Origin of the sequence: Pseudomonas petrae, assembly GCF_021728295.1 — a bacterium.
GTDB classification, from domain to species: domain Bacteria; phylum Pseudomonadota; class Gammaproteobacteria; order Pseudomonadales; family Pseudomonadaceae; genus Aquipseudomonas; species Aquipseudomonas petrae.
Genome location: NZ_JAKJXE010000002.1, coordinates 468,246 through 494,456, shown reverse-complemented (window position 1 = coordinate 494,456; position 26,211 = coordinate 468,246). Strand labels below are relative to the sequence as shown.

The 26,211-nt window shown below is 61.0% G+C and carries 17 protein-coding genes and 1 pseudogene; 14 read left to right on the top strand and 4 right to left on the bottom strand.

What is annotated here, in order from left to right:
• The first annotated feature begins 2 nt into the window (after window positions 1-2).
• From L4G42_RS05680 to L4G42_RS05675, 3 genes are all read left to right on the top strand, one after another.
• Window positions 3-3,089 (top strand): DUF6531 domain-containing protein, encoded by a 3,087-nt coding sequence (locus tag L4G42_RS05680; RefSeq protein WP_419789334.1) that lies wholly within the window; start codon window positions 3-5, stop codon window positions 3,087-3,089.
• 66 nt (window positions 3,090-3,155) lie between these two features.
• Window positions 3,156-4,646 carry an RHS repeat-associated core domain-containing protein gene (locus tag L4G42_RS26255; RefSeq protein WP_419789333.1) on the top strand — a complete coding sequence of 497 codons (1,491 nt, stop codon included), beginning with the start codon at window positions 3,156-3,158 and terminating at the stop codon, window positions 4,644-4,646.
• Entirely contained in the window at window positions 4,643-4,984 is a 342-nt protein-coding gene (locus L4G42_RS05675; RefSeq protein ID WP_237251002.1) for a hypothetical protein, read from the top strand. The genes L4G42_RS26255 and L4G42_RS05675 overlap by 4 nt, the downstream gene beginning before the upstream one ends.
• Window positions 4,985-5,075: 91 nt before the next feature.
• Here the strand turns inward: L4G42_RS05675 and L4G42_RS05670 are convergent, their stop codons facing one another.
• The 4 genes from L4G42_RS05670 to L4G42_RS05655 form a co-directional block, all read right to left on the bottom strand.
• Window positions 5,076-6,206, bottom strand: coding sequence for an SMP-30/gluconolactonase/LRE family protein (locus L4G42_RS05670; RefSeq protein ID WP_237251003.1), 1,131 nt, complete (start codon window positions 6,204-6,206; stop codon window positions 5,076-5,078).
• A 672-nt stretch (window positions 6,207-6,878) separates the two neighbouring features.
• A complete protein-coding gene (locus L4G42_RS05665; protein ID WP_237251004.1) occupies window positions 6,879-8,105 on the bottom strand; it encodes a c-type cytochrome in 1,227 nt (408 codons plus the stop codon).
• Window positions 8,102-9,865 carry a GMC family oxidoreductase gene (locus tag L4G42_RS05660; protein ID WP_237259431.1) on the bottom strand — a complete coding sequence of 588 codons (1,764 nt, stop codon included), beginning with the start codon at window positions 9,863-9,865 and terminating at the stop codon, window positions 8,102-8,104. The genes L4G42_RS05665 and L4G42_RS05660 overlap by 4 nt, the downstream gene beginning before the upstream one ends.
• Before the next feature lie 6 nt (window positions 9,866-9,871).
• Complete coding sequence (locus L4G42_RS05655) at window positions 9,872-10,618, bottom strand: gluconate 2-dehydrogenase subunit 3 family protein (protein ID WP_237259430.1); 747 nt, start codon at window positions 10,616-10,618, stop codon at window positions 9,872-9,874.
• Window positions 10,619-11,142: 524 nt separating this feature from the next.
• Here L4G42_RS05655 and mrdA point away from each other — a divergent pair.
• The 11 genes and pseudogenes from mrdA (at window position 11,143) to L4G42_RS26245 (ending at window position 25,228) form a co-directional block, all read left to right on the top strand.
• Window positions 11,143-13,077 (top strand): penicillin-binding protein 2, encoded by a 1,935-nt coding sequence (gene mrdA, locus L4G42_RS05650; RefSeq protein ID WP_237251007.1) that lies wholly within the window; start codon window positions 11,143-11,145, stop codon window positions 13,075-13,077.
• 135 nt (window positions 13,078-13,212) lie between these two features.
• Window positions 13,213-14,934 (top strand): ubiquinone-dependent pyruvate dehydrogenase, encoded by a 1,722-nt coding sequence (gene poxB, locus L4G42_RS05645; protein WP_237251008.1) that lies wholly within the window; start codon window positions 13,213-13,215, stop codon window positions 14,932-14,934.
• Between the two features lie 495 nt (window positions 14,935-15,429).
• Window positions 15,430-16,281, top strand: a complete 852-nt coding sequence (locus tag L4G42_RS05640; RefSeq protein ID WP_237251009.1) for a MurR/RpiR family transcriptional regulator — start codon at window positions 15,430-15,432, stop codon at window positions 16,279-16,281.
• 178 nt (window positions 16,282-16,459) lie between these two features.
• Window positions 16,460-17,014 carry a D-alanyl-D-alanine dipeptidase gene (gene ddpX, locus L4G42_RS05635; RefSeq protein WP_237251010.1) on the top strand — a complete coding sequence of 185 codons (555 nt, stop codon included), beginning with the start codon at window positions 16,460-16,462 and terminating at the stop codon, window positions 17,012-17,014.
• Window positions 17,015-17,238: 224 nt separating this feature from the next.
• A complete protein-coding gene (locus L4G42_RS05630; RefSeq protein WP_237251011.1) occupies window positions 17,239-18,795 on the top strand; it encodes an ABC transporter substrate-binding protein in 1,557 nt (518 codons plus the stop codon).
• Window positions 18,796-18,917: 122 nt separating this feature from the next.
• Window positions 18,918-19,934: an ABC transporter permease gene (locus L4G42_RS05625; protein ID WP_237259429.1), complete on the top strand. Its 1,017-nt coding sequence runs from the start codon at window positions 18,918-18,920 to the stop codon at window positions 19,932-19,934.
• A 1-nt stretch (window position 19,935) separates the two neighbouring features.
• The gene (gene ddpC / locus L4G42_RS05620) at window positions 19,936-20,835 is read left to right on the top strand and encodes a D,D-dipeptide ABC transporter permease (protein WP_237251013.1); all 900 of its coding nucleotides are present in this window, start codon (window positions 19,936-19,938) and stop codon (window positions 20,833-20,835) included.
• Window positions 20,832-21,872 carry an ABC transporter ATP-binding protein gene (locus tag L4G42_RS05615; protein ID WP_237251014.1) on the top strand — a complete coding sequence of 347 codons (1,041 nt, stop codon included), beginning with the start codon at window positions 20,832-20,834 and terminating at the stop codon, window positions 21,870-21,872. Before ddpC ends, L4G42_RS05615 begins: the two co-directional genes overlap by 4 nt.
• Complete coding sequence (locus L4G42_RS05610) at window positions 21,869-22,852, top strand: oligopeptide/dipeptide ABC transporter ATP-binding protein (protein WP_237251015.1); 984 nt, start codon at window positions 21,869-21,871, stop codon at window positions 22,850-22,852. Before L4G42_RS05615 ends, L4G42_RS05610 begins: the two co-directional genes overlap by 4 nt.
• Before the next feature lie 483 nt (window positions 22,853-23,335).
• A pseudogene (locus L4G42_RS26250) lies at window positions 23,336-24,370 on the top strand (HAMP domain-containing protein); the annotation flags it as partial.
• 93 nt (window positions 24,371-24,463) lie between these two features.
• Window positions 24,464-25,228, top strand: a complete 765-nt coding sequence (locus tag L4G42_RS26245; RefSeq protein WP_419789345.1) for a methyl-accepting chemotaxis protein — start codon at window positions 24,464-24,466, stop codon at window positions 25,226-25,228.
• The last annotated feature ends 983 nt before the right edge of the window (window positions 25,229-26,211 follow it).

Sequence of the window (26,211 nt, the reverse complement as noted above, 5' to 3'; positions counted from 1 at the left end):
GTATGGAGGTTGTAAAGCGCGAAGCTCAGGTTGCGATTGTTCCGCTTGATCAGATTCAGATTGAGGACGTTGGGGCGGGTGCGGCCAATGTCGATGCCTGGCTGCAGGACATCAGCGGTGGGGTTGTTTCGCTCGACCGGATCAAAAGCGCTGCGGGTTTTTTGCCTGTGGTGGGCAACATCATGGCGCTGGTTGATGCGCTGAATGACATCGTTCGGCTGGCGACCAGTGAGAAGCGCGATCCGTTGGATTGGGTCAGTTTGGGCATCAATTTAATTGGCGTCTTGCCGACGCCGCCGACCATGGCGGCAGCGCGGATGAGCCTGCGGCCGACGTTGTTTCTGGTGCGTCAGGAGATGCGTCAGGCGGGCAAGTTGGTGTTGGGTGATTCGCTGATCGAGGTGCTGATCGGGCACCTGAATGCGGACATTGTTGGGACGCTTGATGACTTTGTCACCCAGGCGCAGGGCAAGCTTCCCGGGATTCTAGCTGACGCCGGGAAGCTGGGCGAAGGCGTGCTGCTTGAGATCGCTGCTGGTCTTGAAAAGCTGGTCAACCCGAAGCTGAACGCCAAGGCCGATTTGCTTGAGGCCGAGCAGTTGGTTCAGGCCGCTGGCGATCTCTGGGCCTACGATCCTCAAGCTGCGATTGGCAATATTTTCGCAGCGGCTGCGGATGTGTGCGTTGCTGCGGGCAAGGGTGCGGTTAATGGCGCAATTGAACATTTCGTGCCTGAAGCAGTAAAAAAAGAGGTGGTCCGACAGGCCGATTTATTGCGTGACCTGGCTCCCGAGCTTCGGAAGCAGATTACTCGTCTGGCGGATCCTGGGGCTCAGCACTCGATCGGGGCGTTGCTGCAGACATTGGCGGGTGCGGTGGTCACCTGGCGTGCGCGCAATGTGCGTGGGCAGTCCTTCAACATTAAGCCCGGAGTTGTTAATCAGGCCAAGCGCCAGGCCGGCGAAGGCAAGCTCGAAGTTGTTCAGCACGAGAAACCTGCAAAGGGCCGGCCCAACGAGCAGAAGAATTGTGCCTGTGCTGCTACGGGTAACAGCATCAGTTTTGCGATGGGTTCTGAATCGGTCAGTCATACCGACTTCAGTTTGCCGGGACCGTTTCCCCTTGAGTGGACGCGGACCTACTGCTCAAGTCTCGATGCTTACGATCAGGACATCATCGGCGCACGCTGGATCACGCCGTTTACTACACGCTTTGATCTCGTTGGCGACGGCCTGGTCTTCCACGACGCCGATGGCCGCAGCCATGAATTCCCTCTGCCCAAGGTCAAGCTGTTTCACTTCAACGCTATTGAAAATCTGACCGTCATTCGCCTCAGCAAAGATCGGTTAGTGCTGATGCGGGGGCTTGAGCACAGGGAAACCTATGTTCGCCGGGGCGAGCGCTTCGTTTTGATCAACAAGGTTTTGCCCAATGGCGCCGGGGTGATGCTGCATCACGAGCATCGTCATGATGGACAGTTGGTGCTCTCCGAACTGGTGACTTACTCGGAGAAAGATGTAAACAAAGTCCATCTTCGCCTTGGCACCTTGATCGACGATCAGGGGCGTCTGACGGGTCTCTGGGAAATACGGGACGGCGAAGTCAAACGTCAGCTGTGCGCGTATCAGTACGACGATTATGGCGACCTTGATCTGGCTCAGGACGAGAACGGCGCTGCGTGGCGTTATCAGTATCAAAACCATCTCATCACTCGGTACACCGACCGCACTAATCGTGGGCTGAACCTGCAATGGCAGGGCTCCGGTCCCGACGCGAAAGCCGTGCGTGAGTGGGCCGACGACGGCAGTTTCGACACCCGGCTGTCGTGGGATGAAACCATCCGCCTCACCTACGTCACTGACGGTTTGGGCCACGAAACCCGGCACTACTACGACAGCCTGGGTTACACCTATCGCATTTGTCATGCCGATGGCCGTTCCGAGTGGTTCTTTCGTGATCAGGCGAAAAATATCATTCGTCACGTCCACACCGATGGCAGTACCGACCGTTACCGCTACGACAAGCTCAGCAATCTGACGGAACACACCCGCGCTGATCACAGCGTGATGAATTACGCCTACGACGATAAGAGTCACCTGATCAAAATCAGTGATGGCGAGGGTGGGTTGTGGAAACGGGACTATGACCATCGCGGAAATCTCGTTGAAGCGATTGATCCGCTAGAGAACGTTACCGAATACGCCTACAACACGTTTGGCCTTCCTACGGCGATCAAGGACGCCAACGGCAATACGAAGGAGCTGGCCTACAACGACGCCGGACAACTCGTTAGGTACACCGACTGCTCCGGCAAGGTGAGCGCTTGGGACTACGACCAACGCGGCCAGATGATTCGCTTCACCGATCCCGCTGGCCACAGCACCACGTACGAATACAAATCCGGCCAGTTGGTGCTGATCAAGCATCCGGACCACACCGAGGAACGCTTTAGCCGCGACGCCGAAGGTCGTTTGCTGGCCCACTCCGATGGCCTCGAACGCTGCACCACCTGGCGTTATAGCGCCGCCGGTTTTATCGCTGAACGCGTCGACCCCGCCGAACAGACCTTGCGCTATCGCTGGGACAAGCTTGGCCGCCTCGTAGCGCTGGAAAACGAAAACGAACGCCGCGCCCATTTTCACTACGACCCTGTGGGCAGGCTGCTGGAAGAGCGCGGCTTCGACGGACGCTCGACCCGCTATCAATACGATCTCGAAACGGGACGCTTGGCTCAGACGGTCAACGGCCAGCGCACCATTGCACTGACCTTCGACCCCATGGGCCGTCTCACCGAACGCCGCGCCACGCTCGGCGAAAAGTCCCAGAGCGAAACCTTCGCCTACGACGGCAATGGCCAGTTGGTCATGGCGACCAACGCCGCCAGCCGCCTGCAATGGTTTCACGATCCGGCCGGCAACTTGCTGCGCGAGCACCAGCATTATTCGAATCTGGATAAGCCCCTGGTTGCCGTCTGGCAGCACGAGTACGACGCGCTCAACAACCGCGTCGCCACCATTCGCCCGGACGGACATCGCGTCAGCTGGCTGACCTATGGCAGTGGTCATCTGCTGGGTCTGAAGCTCGACTAGCACGAACTGCTCAGTTACGAACGCGATGACCTGCACCGCGAAGTCGCCCGCCATCAAGGCAATAACTTGCTGCAAACCCAGCAATGGGACCCAGCGGGACGCCTTCACGAACAGCGACTCGGACGCAGCGACGACAAGTCCGTTCTGATTAAACGCGCTTACCAGTACGACGCCGCCGGCCAACTTACCGACATCAATGATAGCCGTCGCGGTCCGCTCTCATATCGCTACGACCCCGTCAGCCGACTGCTCAGCGCCACCAGTCGCTTGGGCACCGAAACCTTCGCTTTCGATCCGGCAAGCAACCTGCTCAACGAAAGCGCAGTGCCAGTTCGCCGGCCTTTAGATCCCGAACCTGCCCGCCACAAACTCGTCGACAACCTGCTGCGCGACTACGCCGGTAACCACTACGAGTACGACGAACGCGGCAACCAGACGGAGCGCTGGACCAACGGCCTGCGCAGCGAGCTGCACTGGGACCTCTTCGATCGCCTCGTACACTTCTGCGATCCGCGCCTCACCGTCGACTTCGGCTACGACCCACTCGGACGCCGCCTCTACAAACTGTCGAAGGCGCACTACAGGCCACGGCCCGAAGCCGGCACCGGCTGGAACGAAAACGAACACGCCCGCAAAGAGCGCGAGCTCGGCTGCGGCTTCACCCTCTACGGCTGGGACGGCGACAACCTCGCGTGGGAAAGCAGCCCGCCGCCATACGCCGGCGCCCTCGGCCGAACCGTCCACTACATCCACGAGCCCGGCACCTTTGTCCCGGTGGCCCAGGCCATCCGCCACGAAACCATCCGCCTCGTGAGCCAGCCGACCTACCAAGGTCGCTACAACTTCAAAGAAGACCCGCTCTGGACCTACAAACCGGTCGCGCTACCCATCGACGTCCTCGCCTGGTACCAATGCGACCACCTCGGCACGCCGCAGGAAATCACTGACCAAAACGGCCACACCGCCTGGAGCGCGCAATACAAAGCGTGGGGCGAAGCGCAAGAACAGCGCTCTGAATTCGCCCAGAAAGTCGGCCTGACCAACCCTATCCGATTTCAGGCCCAGTACCACGACCACGAAACCGGCCTGCACTACAACCGCCATCGGTACTATGATCCGAGGGTCGGGCGGTTTATCAGCAAGGATCCGATTGGCTACAGTGGTGGGCTGAACCTCTACCACTACGTGCCAAATCCCACGGGTTGGATCGACCCGCTGGGACTTTCAGCTTCCTCAGATCTACCTCGTATGAAAGGCTGGAGCACTTTCCGCGCGGGAGTAGGCCTGGATGACGCAAGATTCTTAAAGGTGACGGACAACGGAGTGAATGAAATGTGGAAGCACTCGGATGGTTCCGTCGTAAAAGTTCATAAGTATGGGAACCAGAAACCTTGTGGTTACAAGTCTGGAAATAACGCACATATTCATAAAGTGGATCCTTCAGGAAACGCTCTAGATGATCACGGCACCGTCACGACGGATCCAAACAAGAGTCATATCGGCATTCGCAATCCCATCGATTTACCCACAGTTCGAGGGAGGCCGCACGGCTCATGAGTCATGAATATAGATTAGTTTTTTCTAACGATCTTACAGCCCAGCGCATTATGGATTCTTTAAAAGCGAGTGAGTCTTGCGTTCGGGCAGATCAAGGGTTTTTGTACTTGAAAGATCAAAATTCTAAAACTGAAGCGGATTACGACGCACGCTTGAGCCATGATGACCACAGTACACTATGGCTTGAGGTCAATTTTAAATCGTTGGCGCTATACGATCTGGTGTGCGCGGCACTAGAGAATAAGCCGTGCAAGTGTTTGAGCGATGGGGACATTAATGAAGAAGTGGAGCTGAGCGAGGCATTCCAACTTGGACATCTTCATATTTCCAGACCGTGACACTTAAACCCTACAGGGGGCGGTCCCCTTTAGCCCAAGAGCAGTGCGCAGGTAGACGGTCGTTTGACCGTCTTGTGATGCAGCCAGCCCCTCATACCACAAACGTAGCCCCACGCGTATTCACAAACAGCGAGTAAATCGAGTGACTGCTCGCCATAAACAACCGATTCCCTTCGCGTCCGCCAAAGCAAAGATTAGGACAGCGCTCCGGCAGCGAGATGTGCCCAATGGCCTTGCCCTGAGGATTGAACACGCGCACGCCATCGAGTTTTTCCAGGTCGGCCTTGGGGTCGCCGTTGCCGCCCCAGCCGCACCACAGGTTGCCCGCTTCGTCGCACTTCATTCCGTCGATGGCAGCGTAGTCCAGGCCTTCGATGTGTTTGCGGCGTTCGCCCAGGGTGCCGTCGTCCTTGACCGCGATGGCCCAGATCAGGCGGTTCGGCTTGGCGCGACCTTCGACGACGTACAGGGTCTTTTCGTCAGGCGAAAAGCACAGGCCGTTGGGACCGGCGAGGTCGTCGATCACCCGGGTGACTTTCCTGCTCTCGCCATCGATGCGGTAAACCGCGTCTGGCTGGGTCGGGGTGATTTTGTGGCCTTCGTAGTTGTTGCTGGTCTGGAAGGGCGGGTCGCTGAACCAGATTGAGCCGTCGCTTTTGCAGACGATGTCGTTGGGGGAGTTGAAGGGTTTGCCGTCGAAGCTGTCGGCCAGCACGGTGATGGTGCCGTTGTATTCCGTGCGGGTGATGCGCCGGCCTTCGCTGGTGGTGGTGGAACCTTCGCAGACGATGAGGCGGCCCTGGCGATCGCGGCACATCCCGTTGGAGAAGTTGGAATGCTCGCGGTACACCGTGAAGGTGTCGGTGATTTCGTCCCAACGCATGATGCGGTTGTTGGGAATGTCGCTGACCAGCAAGTAGCGCCCGTCGCCGACCCACACCGGCCCTTCGGCCCAACGCATGCCGGTGGCGAGTTTTTCGACGCTGGCGTTGAAGACACGCAGTTCGAGAAAGCTGTCGTCGAGAATGTGAATGAGCGGATCCGGGTAACGCTGGCTCAGGGGCTCGCCGGCAGAAGCGAGGCGGGGCAGAGCGGCGCTGCCAACGGCGGCCAGCGTGGCGGACACGGCGAGGGACTTTTTCAGGAAGCTGCGGCGCGTGTTACCGCTTGAGCGCTCAAGGGTCTCAGCGTGCTCGGGCAAGGCGGACAGGGATGAGTCCATGTAGCGATCTCCGTTCTATTATTTTTTTACGGGGCGCTAGTAATACCTCGTGATAAGACATCGTACAAGTGAATGATGGGTTGGTATCCAGCTCATCCTCCGAGGACATCGGTGCCAAACGGGCCTCTTCCCGGCTGAAGCCGGTCCCACTAAAAACACCGCATGCAGCCAGTGGGACCGGCTTTAGCCGGGAATGGACGCTGAGCGTCAAGGGCTGCATGCCCACGCGGAGCGTGGGAACGATCACCAAGCGTTGAGCTGCAAGATTGATGGTGCCCGAGCGGGCCTCTTCCCGGCTAAAGCCAGTCCCACTAAAAGCAACGCATGCAGCCAGTGGGACCGGCTTTAGCCGGGAAGCCTTTGATCTGCTTAAACGCGCTTTTGATCTTCGTACACAGAAGGTCCAGACGACACCCATCGCGACTTGGGTGCAGGCTGAACGCAGGTCTCGCGCAGTGGGCCGAGCCGCAGGGATGCGGCGAGAGCGCCGTCAGGACATGGATGTCCGTTCGGCGCGGGCCCACGGAGCGTCGTCGGAGGGAGGGAATTCCGACGCAGGAGGAACCCAACCAGGAGCAAGCACCCTTGGTTACTTGGGGTGCTTTTCCAAGTAACTCGCCGAAGGCGAAACGTCTGCCCTTAGGCAGACGCTCTTGATCTTGCGGTGAAGCGTCACTTCGCCCTCAACCCCTCACGCACATCCTTCACATCCGATCCAGACACAGCCGGCGCCGCATTGCCCCACGTATTACGCACATACGTCAGCACGTCCGCGATATTCTCATCCGACAGATTCCAGCCAAACGCCGGCATCGCCGGAGCCGTCGGCGCAGCATCGGTCGCACCGGCACGACTGCCCGCCAGCACCACGCGAATCAGCGACGACGGATCGTTGCTGTTGACCAACGGCGCCATCGCCAGTTTCGGGAACAGATTGGCCGCGCCTTCACCCGTCGGCGTATGACACGCCGAACAGCGATCCGCATAAATCGCCTTGCCCGCCACCATCGCCGCATCGTTCGCCGCAACCGGCTTGGCTGCCTCAACCGGCTTGGCACCGTCTTTCAAGTACACCGCCACCGCCAGCAAATCCTCATCCTTCCAGTGCTGCGAAGAATGCTCGACTTCCTCGGCCATCGGCCCGGACGCGATGTCGAAACGGTTTGCGCCGGTCTTCAGGTACTTGACGATGTCCGCCTCGCTCCACGCACCAATGCCATCGTGGCCAGTGGAGGTGATGTTCGGCGCGACCCAGTTCTGCAGATTGGCCCCGGCGAGGAACTGATCGTTCTTGTCACCGCCAATCAGGTTCTTCGGCGTATGGCACGTGCCGCAGTGGCCCAGACCTTCCACCAGATACGCGCCGCGGTTCCACTGTTCGGACTTCTGCGGATCGGCCTTGAACTCGCCTTCTTTGAAGTTGATCAGGTTCCAGCCGATCAGGCTGGTGCGCACGTTGAAGGGGAAGGGCAGCTGGTTGGTTTCAACCTTGTTCTCCACCGGATCCACCGTCTTCAGGTACGCGAAGATCGCCAGATTGTCCTCACGCAGCACCTTGGTGTACGCGGTGAACGGCATGGCGCCATACAAGCGCTTGCCGTCCAGACCGTGGCCTTTGGACATGGCGTTCTGGAAGTCCTCGAAGGCCCAGCGACCAATACCGGTGGCCGGGTCGGGGGTGATGTTGGCGCCCGCCAGCTTGCCGAAAGGTGTGTCGAGGATCACGCCACCGGAGAACAGCGGTTTGCCCGGGACCGTGTGGCACGCGGTGCAGTCGCCCAGGGTGGTCAGGTAGCGGCCTTTTTCCACGATGTTGTAGGAATCGGCGCCGGTTGCGGCATGAGCCAGGGAAACAGACAAGCCGATAACGCCTGCGCAGACCGTCAGAAGAGTTTTCATACGCTGATCATCTCCCCTGGACGCTTGAGGTAGCGGGTGCGGATGGCATCCGCCGCTTTGAAGGCCAGTGCCGCGACGGTGCCAGTCGGGTTGTAGCCGGGGTTCTGCGGGAAGGCGGATGAGCCGACCACGAACAGGTTCGGCACGCCCCACACTTGCAGGTGTTTGTTCACGGAGCTGTTCTTCGGGTCGGCGCCCATGATGAAGCCGCCGACGATGTGCGACGACTGATACGGCGCGCTGTTCCAGTGCCCTTGCTGGGAGCTGGGCACCATCTGCCGCGGGTTCATGCTCTTGGCGATCTCGCCGACCTTGCCGGTGACGTACGCGGCCATTTTGCGATCGTTTTCCGGGAAGTCGAAGGTGATGCGCAGCAGCGGGCGACCCAGCGGATCTTTATAGGTCGGGTCCAGCGACAGATAGTTGGTGCGCGTCGCGTAGCTGCTTGCTTCACAGCCGATGGACATGGTGCTGGCGTAGTTCTTCACCGTGGCTTTCTTCCACTCCGAACCCCAGGCCGGGGTGCCGGGCGGGAGAGGGCGGGAGTCGATGGGCGCAGCGCCGATCGGCGTCACGCGGGTGCTGCCGCCACCGACAAAACCCAGACCCGAATGGTCGAAGTTGTCGTTGTTGAACTCGTCGATGCCCATGCCGATGGCGCCGCCGCCGATAAACGGGTTGAAGTTCTTGTCATCGAAGAACATGCGCACGCTGTTCGCCGTTTGGTACGCGTAGTTGCGGCCCGTGGTGCCGGTGTTGGTCACCGGGTCGTACGGTTGGCCGACGCCGGATAACAGCATCAGGCGCACGTTTTCGAAGATGAACGCGCTGATCACCACCAGTTCGGCCGGCTGTTCCCATTCTTCGCCGCTGGAATCCATGTAGACGATGCCCGTGGCGCGTTTGCCGCTGCTGTCCATGGTCACGCGCAGGACTTCGCAGTTGGTCATCGCGGTGAAGTTTGGCTTGCGCACCAGCACCGGCAGCACGGTGGTGATGGCGCTGGCCTTGGAGTAGTTGGCGCAGCCATAGTTGGTGCAGAAACCGCAGAAGGTGCAGGCACCCATTGCCACGCCAAGGGAGTTCACATACGGGCGCGAGAGCAAGGCCGAAGGCACCGGGAACGGCTTGTAGCCCAGGTTTTTCGCGGCTTCTGCGAACAGCGTCGGCGCGTAGGTCTGTTGCGTCGGCGGGTTCGGGTATTCCTCGGAGCGCGCGCCTTCGAAGGTGTTGCCGCCTTCCTGGATCACGCCCTTGATGTTGCCGGCCTTGCCGGAGATGCCTGCCAGGCGATCGAACCTGGCGTAGTAAGGCTCCATTTCGTCCCAGTCAGTGCCCCAATCCTGCAGGGTCAATTCAGGCGACAGCTCTTTGCCATAACGCTCGGTCAGGTGGCTGTGCAGCCGGAATTCGTGGGGCTGGAAACGAAAGGTGATGCCGGCCCAGTGATTGCCTGCGCCGCCGATGCCATTGCCGGGGTGAAACGAGCCCCAGCTGCGCATGGGTAGCGCTGTCTCGGTCAGGCTGTTGCGCATGGTCGTGGTGTTTTGCCGGGTTCTCGCCATCAAGTCCTGACGGCGGTTGTAGCGCAGTTCGTCTGCCGCCGAGGCGACGTTGAAATCGGCAGCGGTGTCGCGCCACGGGCCGCGTTCGAAGCCGATGATTTTCAGATTTTCGTCAGCCAGTTCATTGGCGATGATGGATCCGGCCCAGCCGAGCCCGACGACCACGACGTCCGTGGAAGGTAGTTTTTTGGCCATGTCGAATTAACCCTTCTTGGTCCAGGCGGAGCTGCCGATGATCGAGAGCGGCACCAGATTGAGCTTCTGGTTATGCAGACCGATGTACTCGCGGTAGTCGTAGCGGGCACCAGGGAAGCCGATCATTTTCCACGACACCATGTCGCGGTTGCCGCCGTAGACCGGGTCGGCGAAGAAGCCTTCCATGGTGTTGCCCAGCACTTGCTGGAAGAACAATTTCGCGTCGATGACTTCCAGCGTAATCTCGCCTTTGTCCAGACCGGTCAGGACCTTGTCCTGTTGTTCTGCGGTCAGGGCGCTGAAGTTTTTCTGGAACTGCTTCTGGCAATAGCCTTCAAGGCCTGCGAGGCCGAGGCGATAACGCTGGCGCGGTACCAGTTCCGACTGGTCGCCCTGCATCGGCGTGCCCTGAACGAACGGGCCCTGCATGTACAGACGGCTGAACGTGCCGTACTCGCCCGCCAGCTGACGGTCGATGAACACCGCGCAACCGGCGTCCTTGCCGCTGACGCTGAGGTCATCGGCGGGGATCAGCCGTGCCACGATGGCTTCCACCGCAGAGGCCTCGGCATCGGTGAAGAATTGCCAGCCGGGGGTGTCGTAGTGCATCGGACCGTTGTGGTCGAAGGGCACCCACTGCGGAACGCCGACGACGGTGGCGGCCTGGGCCGTGGCAGCGGCGCCCACCGCCAGCGTCGTGGCTGAACCTTTCAGCAACTGGCGGCGGGTGAGGCCTTTGGATTTTTCTGTCATTCAGGGCTCCTGCAAAACCACGCCCCCACAGGCCATTGTGAAAGGGTCCGTGCCGGGGCTGTGCTCTGCGTTCTTTATCACGGGTATTGCCGCGCATACGATGTGCACGGCAAGTGGCTCTTGGCGGGGTGTGACATTGGATCTCTGGCAGGCCAGCGGGCGAATAGCGCACGCTGAGCGGGGAGTTGCCGTAACTGATCCGCATTTTTTCACGCCAAGTGCCATGATAGATGTGTTACCAAGTATTGCAGTGGGTGAATTCGGTAAATGACTCTTACCCATCGCGTAACAGTCGCAGCGCGTTCGGGTAACAATCGAACAGTCCTGGGCTCTCGTCATCTCTCCCCGAGCCACCCATATGGACTGCGCATCGGAGCCGGCGGCCGCCTCAACCTGACAGAATCTTCATAAAGTTGAGCCCGTTGGCAGGGCGACTTCTTGGTATCGTGCACGCCATTTGCGTCCCGCATATCCACGCGGAGTGCTGACTGTGCCGTCCATCTGTTCACCGAGTAGCTGCAGAAATGCCCGATCCAATACCTTTAAAAGACCACGAGAAGGAAACCCGGCTGGTCAACAAGCGCTTGATCGCCTGCGCCGTTTTCGTGGCCATGCTCAGCGTCGCGCTGGTGTGCCGCATGTACTTCCTGCAAGTCACCGAATTCGCCTACCACTCGACCATCTCTGAAAACAACCGCGTCCACGTGCTGCCGATCCCGCCGGAGCGCGGGCTGATTTTCGACCGCAACGGCGTGATCCTCGCCGACAACAGGCCCAGCTTTAACCTGACCATGACCCGCGAGCGCGCAGGGGACTGGCATGCGGTGATCGACGAACTGATGCAGATCCTCAACCTGCCGGACGAGGACCGGATCATCTTCGACAAGGCGATGAAAAACTCGCCCCACCGCTTCGTGCCGGTGACGCTGTTGTATGAGCTGACGGAAGAGCAGATCGCGCTGTTGGCGGTCAACCAATTCCAGCTGCCGGGGCTGGACGTCGAGGCGCAGTTCGTTCGCCACTACCCGCTGGCGGAGCACTTCGCGCACTCCATCGGCTACGTCGGACGGATCAACGAGAAGGAAGCGACGCAGCTGGATCAGGTGGAATACCGCGGCACGCAGTCCATCGGCAAGACTGGCGTCGAGCGGTTCTACGAGAGCGAGCTGCATGGTCATGTCGGCTACGAAGAAGTGGAAACCAACGCCCAGGGCCGCGTCTTGCGGGTGCTCAAGCACACCGATCCGGTGGCCGGCAAAAACATCACCCTGAGCCTGGACATCAAGCTGCAAGAGGCGGCGGAACACGCGCTGGGCGATCGTCGCGGCTCGGTGGTTGCCATCGATCCGGCCACCGGCGAAGTGCTGGCGATGGTCAGCAAGCCGAGCTTCGACCCAAACCTGTTCGTCACCGGTATCAGCTTCAAGGAGTATTCCGCGCTGCGCGATTCAGTCGACCGGCCGCTGTTCAACCGCGTGCTGCGCGGGCTGTATGCGCCGGGCTCGACGATCAAGCCGGAAGTGGCGATTGCCGGCCTGGACAGCGGCGTCGTCACGCCGTCGACGCGGGTGTTCGACCCGGGCTATTTCCAGCTGCCGGATTTCGACCACAAGTACCGCAACTGGAACCACAGCGGCGATGGCTGGGTGGACTTGTATGCGGCGATCATGCGCTCCAACGACACCTATTTTTATGACCTGGCCCACAAGCTGGGCATCGACCGCCTGCACGATTACCTGACCATGTTCGGCATCGGCCAGAAGGTCTCCCTGGACATGTTCGAAGAGTCGGCGGGCCTCATGCCGTCGAAAGAGTGGAAGCGCATCACCCGCCGTCAGGCGTGGTTCCCGGGCGAGACCGTGATCCTCGGCATCGGCCAGGGCTACATGCAGGTGACGCCGCTGCAACTGGCCCAGGCGACGACGCTGATCGCCAGCAAAGGCGTGTGGCACCGTCCGCACTTGGCCAAGGAAATCGGCGGTGTGGCGCCGGTGGACGAGCACCCGATGCCGAACATCGTGCTGCGTGACTCCCACGAGTGGGATCAGGTCAACAACGGCATGCAAGCGGTGATGCACGACCCGCGCGGCATCGCCCGTGCGGCCGCGCAAGGTGCGCAGTACCGCATTGCCGGCAAAAGCGGCACCGCGCAGGTGGTAGCGATCAAGCAGGGCGAACGTTACAACCGCGACAAGACCCTGGAACGCCACCGCGACAACGCCTTGTTCGTCGGTTTTGCCCCGGCGGCCAATCCCAGGATTGTCGTCGCCGTGATGATCGAGAACGGCGAGGCGGGCGGACGCGTGGCAGGTCCCGTGGTGCGGGAAATTCTGGATGCCTGGCTGCTGGATCCGGACGGCCACCTGAAACAGCAATATGCGACGCCGAGTGCAACGCCGATCAACCCCAAGGTGCAGATCGCCGAGCCGAGCAAGGCGCCGGGCCAGCCGCCGGTGTGAGATCTGGCGCTTGCGGGCGGGTGCGTTTCCCCAAGACGCACTGAACTGTCCCCGGCGCTATAGGTCGATTTGAGACCACGCGTGATGTCTGTTCCGGCCTCGCGCGCTCATTCGACTCGACAAGGAACTTGCCCCATGTCCAGCAGAACCATCGCCGATTACCTCGCCCAAACCCTCGCCGCAGCCGGCGTCTCGAAGATCTGGGGCGTCAGCGGCGACAGCCTGAACGGTCTGACCGACAGCCTCCAGCGCCTGGGCAAGATCAAGTGGATGCACACCCGTCACGAAGAAGTCGCGGCGTTCGCGGCAGGGGCGGAAGCAGCGTCCACCGGCAAGCTGGCGGTGTGTGCGGGCAGTTGCGGTCCGGGCAATCTCCATTTGATCAACGGTCTGTATGACTGCCACCGCAGCGGCGTGCCGGTCCTCGCCATCGCTGCGCAGATCCCGTCCTCCGAAATCGGCCTGAATTACTTTCAGGAAACCCACCCCACCGACCTGTTCAAGGAGTGCAGCCACTTCGTCGAAACGGTCAGCACGCCCGAACAGTTCCCCCGCGTACTGGAGCGGGCCATGCGTGCGGCCATCAGTCAGCGCGGTGTTGCGGTGATCGTGATTTCCGGCGACGTCGCCCTGAGCGCGGCACCGGACATCAAACCCGAGTGGGTCGATCACGCGCCGGCGCGGGTCATACCGGCAGAAACCGACCTGCAACGGCTGGTCGACCTGCTGGACAAATCCAAAGCCGTGACGATTCTCGCGGGCGCCGGCTGTGCCGAGGCCCACGATCAGGTGGTCGCGCTGGCCGAGAAGTTGTCTGCCCCGGTGGTTCACGCGCTGCGCGGCAAGCAGTACATCGAATACGCCAACCCCTTCGACGTCGGCATGACCGGGCTGATCGGTTTCAGCTCCGGCTATCACGCGATGATGGCCTGCGACACGCTGGTGATCCTCGGCAGCAGTTTCCCGTACCGCAATTTCTACCCGGAAAAAGCCAAGGTCATTCAGATCGACATCGACCCCACGGCGATCGGTCGTCGCGTGCCGGTGGCCCTCGGCGTGGCCGGCGGCATCGCCGAAACCCTGGACGAACTGCTGCCGCGTCTCAAGGCCCACACCGACCGCAAGTTCCTGGACAAGGCGCTGGACCACTACGCCAAGTCCCGTGAAGAACTCGACGAGCTGGCCACGCCGTCGGGCCATGGCGAGCCGATTCATCCGCAATACCTGACGCGACTGGTTGACGCCTACGCCGACCCGGACGCGATCTTCACCGTCGATGTCGGCACGCCGACGCTGTGGGCCGCGCGCTACCTGACCATGAACGGCAAGCGCTCGCTGCTGGGTTCGTTCAATCACGGCTCCATGGCCAACGCCATGCCCCAGGCCCTGGGCGCCAAGGCGGCATTCCCTCAGCGGCAAGTGGTGGCGCTCTGCGGCGATGGCGGCTTGTCGATGCTGATGGGTGACTTGCTGTCGATTCGCCAATTGAACCTGCCGATCAAGCTGGTGGTGTTCAACAACAGCTCCCTGGGCTTCGTCGCGATGGAAATGCAGGCGGGCGGGTATGTGCCCCATGACACGGATTTCGACAGCACCAATTTTGCCAACATCGCCATCGGTGCGGGCATTCTGGGCATTCGCGTGGAAGACTCGGCGGACCTGCCGAACGCGCTGAAGAAAGCCTTCGAACATCCAGGTCCGGTGCTGGTGGATGTCGTCACGGCGAAGCAGGAGCTGGGCATGCCGCCGAAGATCAAACTGGCCCAGGCGAAAGGCTTTAGCCTGTTCATGCTCAAGGCTGTGATGAACGGTAAAGCGGACATGGTGCTGGAACTGGCGAAGACCAACCTTCGCTGAACCCATGTGGGACCGGCTTTAGCCGGGAAGACGTCAGCTGATACCCCGCAAAAGTCAGGGTGTTCACACAGGCCTCTTCCCGGCTAAAGCCGGTCCCACAATTACACCGCGCACCCCTGTGGGACCGGCTTCAGCCGGGAAGGCGTCAGTCGATACACCGCAAACGTCAGGGTGTTCACACAGGCCTCTTCCCGGCTAAAGCCGGTCCCACAATTACACCGCGCACCCTGTGGGACCGGCTTCAGCCAGGAAGAGGCCGGTACTCCAATCACCCACTTACAACCTGCCACAGCCTTCATTTTCGCCCCTCAATCGCGCATTTTTTCTCACCCTCGCACCACCCTGAATCACGAAAATTCCCTACCTGAATTCTCCTGAAAAAAAGCGTTGTAAGCCTGCGAAACACGATGTTATGTTGCTAACATCCTGTAGCAAAATGACCGCTGGATAACATTTCGGCGGCCTGCGCAGATCGATCTCATCAGCGGAATTCCCATGGAAAAAAGCCCTTTCCTCGATGCTCTGGAGCAGCGGTTCAGCGACCTGACGCCCACCGGCAAGCGCATCGCGGGCTACCTGCTGGCCAATCCGCAGAAGCTGCCGTTCGAGACTGCCGACAGCATCGCCCAGCAGACCGGCACCACCGGCATTTCGGTCGGGCGGTTCCTGCGCTCGCTGGGTTATCGCAACATCGACGACGTCAAACAGAGCCTGCGCGGCGACAGCGTCAGCCCCTGGGTGATCACCGATCGGCTCGGTGCGTTTCGTGAAGAAAACACCCAGCGCGATGCGCTGGAGCGCTCGATGAACCGTGAGCTGGACGCCATTCAGCGCGTCTACGCCCTGGCCCGAGGTGAAACCTTCGGCCGCATCGTCGAACGCCTTCACAGCGCCGACGCGGTGTTCATCGTTGGCATCCAGACCACGCGTGGCATCCTCAACGCCTTTTTCAGTCACCTGGAGTACATCCGGCCCAAGGTGTATTACGTCGACGGTTTGTCCGGCACCTACGCCGAATCGCTGAATTCCCAATTCGAAAACCCGTACGCCGTGATCGCCGACTTCCGCACCTATTCCGCCGTTACCCGGACCTTCTGCGAAGTCGCCCACCAGCAGAACGTAGACCTGGCCTTTATCACCGATTTTCATTGCCCGTGGGCCAGGGATTACCCGAGTGATCTGCTGCAGCTCAATTCCGATGTGGGGCAGTTCTGGGATTCCCTGGCGCCGCTGACCTGCCTGTTCAATTTGATGGTGTCGGCGGTGGCCGATAAATACGGCGACCGCCTCGACGAGCGCCTGGCGAAAAACCGTGAGCTGCAACAACTGTTTGGCCAGTTTGAATAGACCGGACTGCCCGGTTGAAGCCGGTTTCACAAAGGCAACAGCTTCCCGGCTGAAGCCGGTCCTACGGGAGTTAGCCAGTCCCACGGAGTGACTCGCGCTAATAGTAGGACCGGCTTCAGCCGGGAAGCTCCACCCTCAATGCATGATGAATGAACACGCTGATCTGGAGTGTCGTTACGTGAATAGCCCCCTCGTCGAAGTCGACGCCCACGCGCTGCAGGTCGAGATCGACCTGATCTACGCCGGCGTCGACAACCTCGCCGGCAAGCAGATTTATCAGGACCCGCGCTGCCTGCTGCACCGCGACGCCGAGCAGTGTCTGCGCAAGGCCAGCACCCTGGCGCGACAGGCCGGGTTGCGGTTGCGCCTCTTCGACGCGTATCGCCCGGCCTACGCGCAGTACCTGCTCTGGCAAGCGTTGCCCAACCCGGAATACGTGCGCGACCCCGCCTTGGGCTCGCATCACACCCGAGGCGTGGCCGTGGACCTGACCCTGATCGACGCCAGCGGCAACGCCCTGGACATGGGCACCGGCTTCGATGACATGCGCGAGCAGTCCCATCAATTCTTCGCCGACCTGCCCGCCGACATACAGCGCAACCGCCTGCTGTTGCTGGGGATCATGCTGGCGGCAGGGTTCACCTACATCGACAGCGAGTGGTGGCATTACGAACTGCCTGACGCCGAGGACTATCCGCTGATCGACGACGGCTCGATCCAGCCCGCTAACTGAATCCGCAGCACGTGACACGCACCACGCAACACGTACTACAAGACAGGACACACGAACAACCGACCGGGACGACCACGAATCCCGGCTGAATCTGGCGCCACCCGATCTCGCAAGAGCAGGGCGCGCCATTTCGCAGGCCCGAGGCCTGTGAGCTTTAACTGCCCGGTATAGCTTCAATAACAAACCTGACGAACTTTCAGACATCGAACGATCAAGGAACCGGCATGAAATCAATCCTTACCCCACGCACGCTGGCGATGGCAGTCCTCTGCACCGCCATGGGCCTTGGCGCCTGGCAATCGGCCAGCGCAGCCGTGCCCCAGGACACCCTGATGATCGGCAAACCGTCCGACCCGCAGACCCTCGACCCGGCCGTGACCATCGACAACAACGACTGGACCGTGACCTACCCGGCGTACCAGCGGCTGGTCACCTACAAGGTCGAAAACGGCAAGGGCAGCACCGAAGTGGCGGGGGAGCTGGCCAGCGGCTGGACCACCTCGGCGGACAACCTGACCTGGGAGTTCAAGCTCAAGCCCGGCAACACGTTCGATGACGGCGCCGAGGTCAATGCCGAGGCGGTGAAGTTCTCGTTCGACCGGGTGATGAAGCTCAAGCAAGGTCCGTCCGGTGCGTTCCCCGATGACATGGCGGTGTCGGTGGTCGATCCGCTGACCGTGCGCTTCACCCTGAAGGCACCGTATGCGCCGTTCCTATCGACCCTGGCCCACAACGGCGCGGCCATCATCAACCCGGACGTGGCCAAGAAAGCCGAAGGCGCCGACGCGTACCTGTCCAACCACACCGCAGGTTCGGGCGCGTTCAAGCTGGTCAACTGGCAGAAAGGCCAGACCCTGACCATGGAGCACAACAGCTACTACGCCGGTCCCAAGCCGACCCTGAAAAAAGTCGTGGTGAAGATCATCGGCGAGGCGTCCGTGCGCCGTTTACAGCTGGAACACGGTGACCTGGACATCATCGAAGACATGCCCGAAGACCAGCTCGAAGCGCTGGCGAAGAAATCCGGCATCGTCGTCGGCGACTACCCGTCGCTGCGGGTGACGCTGCTGTACCTCAACACCCAGAAAGCGCCGATGAACAACCCGGATGCGCGGCGTGCCATCGTCGAGTCCCTGGACTACGACGGCATCATCAACGGCATCCTGAAAGGTAAGGCCAAGCCGCTCAATGGCCCGATCCCGCAGGGCATGTGGGCCTATGACGAGAAGCTGCCGGCGTTCAAGCAGGACATGGACAAGGCCAAGGCGGACCTCGCGAAAGTCTCGCCGAAGGTCAGCAACCTGACGTTCATGTACTCCGACAAAGACCCGAACTGGGAGCCGATCGGCCTGACCCTGCAAGCCGGCCTGCAACCGCTGGGCGTGAACCTCAAGCTGGAAAAACTCGCCAACGCCAGCATGCGTGAGCGCCTGGGCACCGGGGACTTCGACATCGCCATCGGCTCGTGGAGCCCGGACTTCGCCGACCCCTACATGTTCATGAACTTCTTCTTCGACTCGAAGCTGAAAGGCCTGGCCGGCAACCGTTCGTTCTATGACAACCCGGCGGTGGACACGCTGATTCGTGAATCGGCGACCACCAACGACATGGCCAGGCGCACCGAGCTGTATCAGCAGGCGCAGAAGATCGTGCTCAACGACAGCGTCTACGCCTACCTCTACCAGAAGGCCTACACGTTGCCGATGAGCGAGAAGGTCAAGGGCTACGTGTTCAACCCGATGCTGGAACAGGTGTTCAACGTCGGCACGATCACCAAGTAACCCTTTATCCAGTAAATCGCTGTGATTCACAGGGCCCTGCAAGGGAGGCGGGGTCCTGTGAAGCAGCGTTGTGTTCGCGAGTTGTTTCGCGTTTCTGATTGACGGCGTGACCGAGGTGCCCCATGGCCTTCCTGAATATGCTGCGCAAACGCCTGGGCGGCTTGCTGCTGGTGGTGTTCGGCGTATCGCTGATTACCTTTTCCATTTCGCACCTGATTCCGGGCGACCCCGCGCGGCTGATCGCCGGGGACCGCGCCACTGACGCCATCGTCGAAAACATCCGCCACCAGTTGGGGCTGGACCTGCCGCTTTATCAACAATACGGCCGCTACATGCTCGACCTGCTGCACGGCGATCTTGGCACATCGATTCGCACCCATCGCCCGGTGCTCGAAGACTTGCAGGCGTTCTTCCCGGCGACGCTGGAGCTGGCCCTGGCGGCGCTGACTTTGTCGATTCTGGTGGGCGTGCCGTTGGGCGTGCTCTCGGCGGTGTACCACAACCGCTTCATCGATCAGGTCGCGCGAACCCTGGCGGTGACCGGGATCTCGACCCCAGCGTTCTGGCTCGGCCTGGGCCTGATCGTCCTGTTTTACGGTCACCTGAACTGGCTGCCGGGCAGCGGGCGTCTTGACGAGGGGCTGGACCCGCCCCGCACCGTTACCGGTTTTTACCTGATCGACACGCTGCTGGCCGGCGACACCGCGCTGTTCTTCAACGCGCTGCAGCACCTGATTTTGCCGGCCATCACCCTGGGTTTCGTTAACCTGGGCGTAGTGGCGCGGCAGATCCGTTCGGCGATGCTCGACCAGCTCGGCGAAGACTACATCCGTACCGCGCGGGCCTACGGGCTGTCGAAGTGGGCGGTGATTCTGCGCCACGCCTTGCCCAACGCGCTGATTCCCTCGGTGACGGTACTGGGCCTGACCCTGGGCGATTTGCTCTACGGCGCGGTACTCACCGAAACGGTGTTCGCCTGGCCGGGCATGGGTGCCTATGTGGTCAAGTCGATCCAGTCGCTGGATTTCCCGGCGGTCATGGGCTTCGCGATCATGGTGTCATTTATTTACGTGCTGCTGAACATGGCGATCGATCTGCTGTACCGCTTGATCGATCCGCGCATTGGCGAGGTCAACTGATATGACTACCCCGATCACTGCGCCCGCCGTGGCGCCACTGCCGGGCACCTCGCGCTGGCAGGACAAATGGGCCTGGCTGGCCCACCAGATCCGCCGCAGTCCGCTGACCATGGCCGGGCTGCTGATCACCGTGATGGTGCTTTTGGTGATGGCCTTCGCGCCCTGGCTTGCGTCCCATGATCCCAATGCCCTGAACCTGACCCAGCGCCTGGCCGCGCCGTCTGCCGCCCATTGGTTCGGCACCGACGAAGTCGGCCGCGACCTGTTCAGCCGCGTGCTGTACGGCAGCCGGCAATCCGTCGGCGTCGGCCTGTTCGTAGCCTTTGCTTCGTGTTTTGCCGGCGGCTTGCTGGGCTGCATGTCCGGGATCATCGGCGGGCGCTTCGACGGCCTGATCATGCGCCTGATGGACATCATGTTGTCGGTGCCGTCGCTGGTGCTGATCATGGCCCTGGCCGCCGCCCTGGGCCCGAGCCTGTTCAACGCCATGCTGGCGATCACGCTGGTGCGGATTCCGTTCTACGTGCGGCTGGCCCGAGGCCAGGCCCTGAGCATTCGCCAGATGGGTTACGTCAAAGCCGCCGAAACCTTCGGTGCCGGGCGTTGGCATATGGTCATCTGGCACGTGGCGCGCAACGCCATGCCGCCGTTGCTGGTGCAATTGAGCCTGGACATCGGCAGCGCCATTCTCATGGCCTCGGCGCTGGGCTTCATCGGCCTCGGCGCGCAACAGCCGACGGCGGAGTGGGGCGCCATGGTCGCCACCGGCCGCAACTACATCCTCGATCAATGGTGGTACTCGACCTTTCCCGGCGTGGCAATTCTGATCACGGCGACCGGTTTCAATCTTTTAGGCGACGGCGTGCGTGACTTGCTCGACCCACGGCAGCAGGGGAAATGACCATGCAGGCATCTGTCCAACCCCCCCTTTCCGAGCAGGCTCCGGTGCTGGTCATCGACGACCTGCGCATCGAATTTCCGGCCTACAAAAGCACCGTGAAGGCCCTTAACGGCGTCTCGCTGCACGTCAATCCCGGCGAAATCGTCGGGGTCATCGGCGAGTCCGGCTCGGGCAAGTCCGTTACTGCGATGCTCAGCCTGCGCCTGCTGCCGGAGCGGTCCTATGAAGTGAAAAGTGGGCGCCTGAGCATTCTGGGACGCGACATGCTCGCCGCCAAAGAGAAGGACCTGCTGAGTGTGCGGGGTCGCGACGCCGCGATGATCTTTCAGGAACCCATGACCGCGCTCAATCCGACCCGCCGCATCGGTCGGCAGATGCTCGACGTGATCATTCATCACCAGGGCCTGAGCAAGTCAGACGCCAAGGCCAAAGCCATCGCATTGCTGCGGGACATGCACATCGCCGACCCCGAGCAGGTGATGAACAGCTACCCCTTCGAGCTGTCCGGCGGCATGCGCCAGCGGGTGATGATTGCGTTGGCGTTTTCCTGCGATCCGCAATTGCTGATCGCCGACGAGCCGACCACCGCGCTGGATGTCACGGTGCAGCGGCAAGTGCTCTTGCTGCTGCGGGAGAAGGCCCGCGCACGGGGCACGGCGATTCTGCTGATCACCCATGACATGGCGCTGGTGTCGCAGTTCTGCGACCGGGTTTACGTGATGTACACCGGCGCGGTGGTGGAGCAGGGCGTGACCGCGCAGGTGATGGCCGACCCGCAGCATCCGTACACCCAAGGCTTGCTCAGTGGGTTGCCGGAGCAGGTCGAACCGGGCCAGGACCTGATGACTATTCCCGGCCAGGTGCCCAATCTTTCGGCGCTGCCGGAGGGCTGCACGTTCCGCGATCGCTGCGCTTTCGCCATGCCCAAATGCCTTCAGCGTCCGCCGATGCAGGTCATCGACGCCGCCGCCGACCGCAAAAGCGCCTGCTGGTTGAGCGCTCCTTCACATGTCACCGCACAGGAGTCGCGGCCATGATCCGCTCAGCCCTTCAGACATCGCCCGGCGAGAGCCCGACCATCCTCGGCCTGCAAGATGTGCGCGTGCATTACCCGATGGGCAAGGACTGGCTCGGTCGTCCCAAGGCTCTGGCCCATGCCCTGAATGGCATTGATCTGCAGGTCCGCGGCGGTGAAACCCTCGGCGTGGTCGGGGAATCCGGTTGTGGCAAAAGCACATTGGCGCAATTGCTGATGGGCTTGATCAAGCCGACATCGGGGCGACTCGACTGGGTCTATAACAGCGACAAGGAACGCAGCAGCAACGTGCAGATTGTGTTTCAGGACCCGCAATCGTCCCTCGACCCGAGGCTGCCGGTGTGGAAAATCATCACCGAGCCGCTGTTCGTTCAACGTTCAGCGCCGCGCCACGAGATGCGTGCCATTGCCGCGAAGGTGGCGGCGCAGGTGGGCATTCGCACGGAGTACCTGGACCGCTTCCCCCATCAGTTTTCCGGTGGGCAGCGTCAGCGGATTGCGATTGCCCGGGCGTTGTCGTCCAACCCGGACATCATCGTGCTCGACGAGCCGACCTCGGCGCTGGACATTTCGGTGCAGGCGCAGATCCTCAACCTGCTGGCCGAGCTGCAGCGCAGTCGGGACCTGACGTACATTTTGATTTCCCACAACGTTTCGGTGGTGCGGCACATGGCCGACCGGGTGGCGGTGATGTACCTGGGGCAGATTGTGGAGCTGGGTACGGCGGCGGAGGTGCTGGAGCGGCCCCGTCATCCGTATACGCAGCTGTTGCTGGAGGCGGTGCCGCGTCTGGGGGTGGCGGTGGACCATGGGCAGGTGTCGGCGCCGACCGAGCTGCCGGGCAATCGGACGCTGCCGAGCGGGTGTTTCTTCCGGGATCGCTGCCCGAAAGCGACGGCGGGGTGCGAGAAACCCCAAGCGCTGTTGCCGTCGAGGGGCGCGACGGAAGGCGAGCGGGTGCGCTGTCATTTGCAGTCGTGAGGGGATAAGCAGCTTTACTGGCGAGAATGGGTCGTCGCTGGCTGCCCTCGGACCCTTTTAGGAGCGCGCTTGCCCGCGAATACGGTGGGTCAGTCAATGCCTCACTGCCTGACGGAAAGCATTCGCGGGCAAGCGCGCGCCTACAGGGAATCGGGTGCGCGCTCGGGTCTTTGGTTGGCTAGCAATTCGGATTATCCACTCTCTGCGGCAATTAACTTCCTCGGTCTAAGCCTTATATAAAAATGGTCTTTATTGGATCCACTGCGTGAATTAACGCCCCGCATTTGAATTGAAGTTCAACTATTTTCCCACCCAAAGAACAACACCCAATTTTCATCGACAACCGGTCCTAAATTCCCTGCGTTCGCTGCCGAAACATCTTTCAGGCCGTGCCTTCTCTTGCGTGCAGTACCCGTGCACGGCGCAGCGCACCTACCGGCATCGCACTCTCGTCGCTGTCATCTCTGTTATGGACACACGCATATGATCAAACGTCTGGGTTTCAGCAGGAAGATCCTGTTGGCCGCTGCTCTGATAGTGGTAGTTGCTTTTTCGTGTTTCATCCTGGTGAACGACTATCGCCAGCGCGAAACCTTAAAGAACAGCGTCGCCTCCGAACTTCAACAGTTGGGAAGTCTCACCACTCAAAACATTCAAACCTGGCTGGACAGCCGCACGCAGTTGCTCAACTCCATGGCCCAGCAGATCGCGGTTGACGGGCCGGCGCCGGGCAGCTTGCAGCGGGTGATCGGTTTGCCGGTGTACCCGGACAATTTCCAGCTCAGTTATTTCGGCAGCAAGGACGGCGTGATGTTATCCGTGCCGGCGGGCAATCGCGCGGCGGACTATGACCCACGTGCCCGTGGCTGGTACAAGGCGGCCGATGCGGCGCAGGGCATCATCGTGACTGAACCGTACATCGCCGCGTCTTCGGGCAAACTGGTAGTGACCCTGGCCACACCCGTGCGTCAGCAAGGGCAGATGATCGGCGTCGCGGGCGCGGACATTTCCCTGGACGCGATCAGCAAGACCATTAACTCGCTGAACTTCGGCGGCCATGGCTATGCGTACATCGTCAGTGCCGACGGCAAGATTCTGATTCACCCGGACAGCAAGCTGGTCCTCAAGAACGTCAGCGAAGCCTATCCGAACGGCGCGCCGACCATCGCGCCGGGCGTGGCGGAAATCGAATCCGGCGGCAAGGCGCAGATCATCTCGTTCACCAAGGTGGAAGGGCTGTCGTCGGCGAACTGGTACGTGGCGCTGGTGCTCGACCGCGACGCGGCCTACTCGATGCTCAGCGAATTCCGTTCTTCGGCGATCTTCGCCATGGTCATCGCCGTGGCCATCATCATGCTGCTGCTGGGCCTGTTGATCCGCGTCCTGATGCAGCCGTTGCACCAGATGGGCCGGGCGATGCAGGACATGGCCGACGGGGAGGGCGATTTGACCAAGCGTCTGGCCATCGTGTCTCAGGATGAATTCGGCGCGCTGGCGCAGTCGTTCAACCGATTTGTGGAGCGTATTCACGGCTCGATTCGCGAAGTGGCGTCCACCGCCGGGCAACTGGGCGAAGTCGCGGCCCGTGTGGTCGGCGCTTCCAATTCGTCGATGGGTAATTCCGATCAGCAAAGCAGCCGCACCAGTAGCGTGGCCGCCGCGATCAACCAGCTCGGCGCCGCCGCCCAGGAAATCGCCCAGAACGCTGCGCTGGCCTCACAGCATTCCAGCGAAGCCACGCAACTGGCCAGCGAAGGTCAAGGCGTCGTCAGTCAGACCATCAAGGCAATGAACCAGCTGTCCGAGAAGATCAGCGAGTCGTGCGCCAACATTGAAACCCTGAACAACAAGACGGCCAACATCGGGCAGATTCTTGAAGTCATCACCGGTATCTCCCAGCAGACCAACTTGCTGGCGCTCAACGCTGCCATTGAAGCGGCGCGGGCCGGGGAAGCGGGTCGTGGTTTTGCGGTGGTGGCGGACGAGGTGAGGAATCTGGCGCACCGCACCCAGGATTCGGCGCAGCAGGTGCAGGGCATGATCGAGGAATTGCAGGTCGGCGCGCGCGACGCGGTGATCAACATGACCGAGAGCCAGCGCCAGAGCGAGAACAGTGTGACCATCGCCAATCAGGCGGGCGAACGCCTCGAGAGCGTGACCCGTCGGATCGGTGAGATCGATGGCATGAATCAGTCGGTGGCGACGGCGACCGAGGAGCAGACGGCGGTGGTTGAGTCGATCAATGTCGATATCAATGAGATCAACACGTTGAATCAGGAGGGCGTCGATAACCTGAAATCTACCCTCGATGCCTGTGCGCATCTGGAACACCAGACGGCGCGGTTGCAGCATCTGGTGGGGACGTTTCGGATCTAAACGCCTGATCAAGATCAAGATCAAGATCAAGAGCGTCGGCCTAACGGCCTCGGGTTTCGCCTTCGGCGAGTTACTTGGAAAAGCACCCCAAGTAACCAAGGGTGCTTGCTCCTGGCTTGGTTCCTCCTTCGTCGGAATACCCTCACTCCGACGACGCTCCGTGGGCCCGCGCCGAACGGACATCCATGTCCTGACGGCGCTCTCGCCGCATCCATGCGGCTCGGCCCACTACGCGTCGTCTACGTTCAGCCTGCACCCAAGTCGCGATTGGCGGTGACTGAGCCTTTTGCGTATGAAGATCAAAAGCAGAGCAAACGCTTCCTTGGTAGGACCGGCTTTAGCCGGGAAGAGGCCAGTCTGAGCACCCCCAATTCTGCGGCGTGACATCTGTTGATCGTTCCCTACGCTCCGCGTGGGAATGCATCCCCTGACGCTCCGCGTCACCGGTCTCACCGACGGGATGCGGGATTTTTGTAGGACCGGCTTCAGCCGGGAAGAGGCCAGTTTGCACACCCTCAATCTTGCAGCGCCATCCGACGCCTTACCGGCTAAAGCCAGTCCCACTGGGCGAAGTGCATTTCTATAGTGGGACCGGCTTTAGCCGGGAAGAGGCCAGTCTGTACACCCTCAATTCTGCGGCGTGACGTCCGACGCTTTTCCGGCTGAAGCCGGTCCCACTGACTGCATCGCGTTGTGCCAATGGACAGACGGCGCGAATTTTTTGTTTCAGCCCCTCCTTTAACCCCGCCATCCAGCCTTCAACATCTGCGCAACTTGTCTACCCCGCACAGCGGCTAAACCGCCGCCCAACGCCAACCTGTCCACAAAACCCCCGAAAAATCCCGCATCAAATCGTCTCCGAACTGCCACCCCGCGGTCATCTTCGATTCATGGAACTGCCACAGGCTGCCCCTAATGTCACTCGCACCGAACGCGGCCATGGACGGTCGTGCGGCTGATCATTCACCCCCGGCAGGACGCTG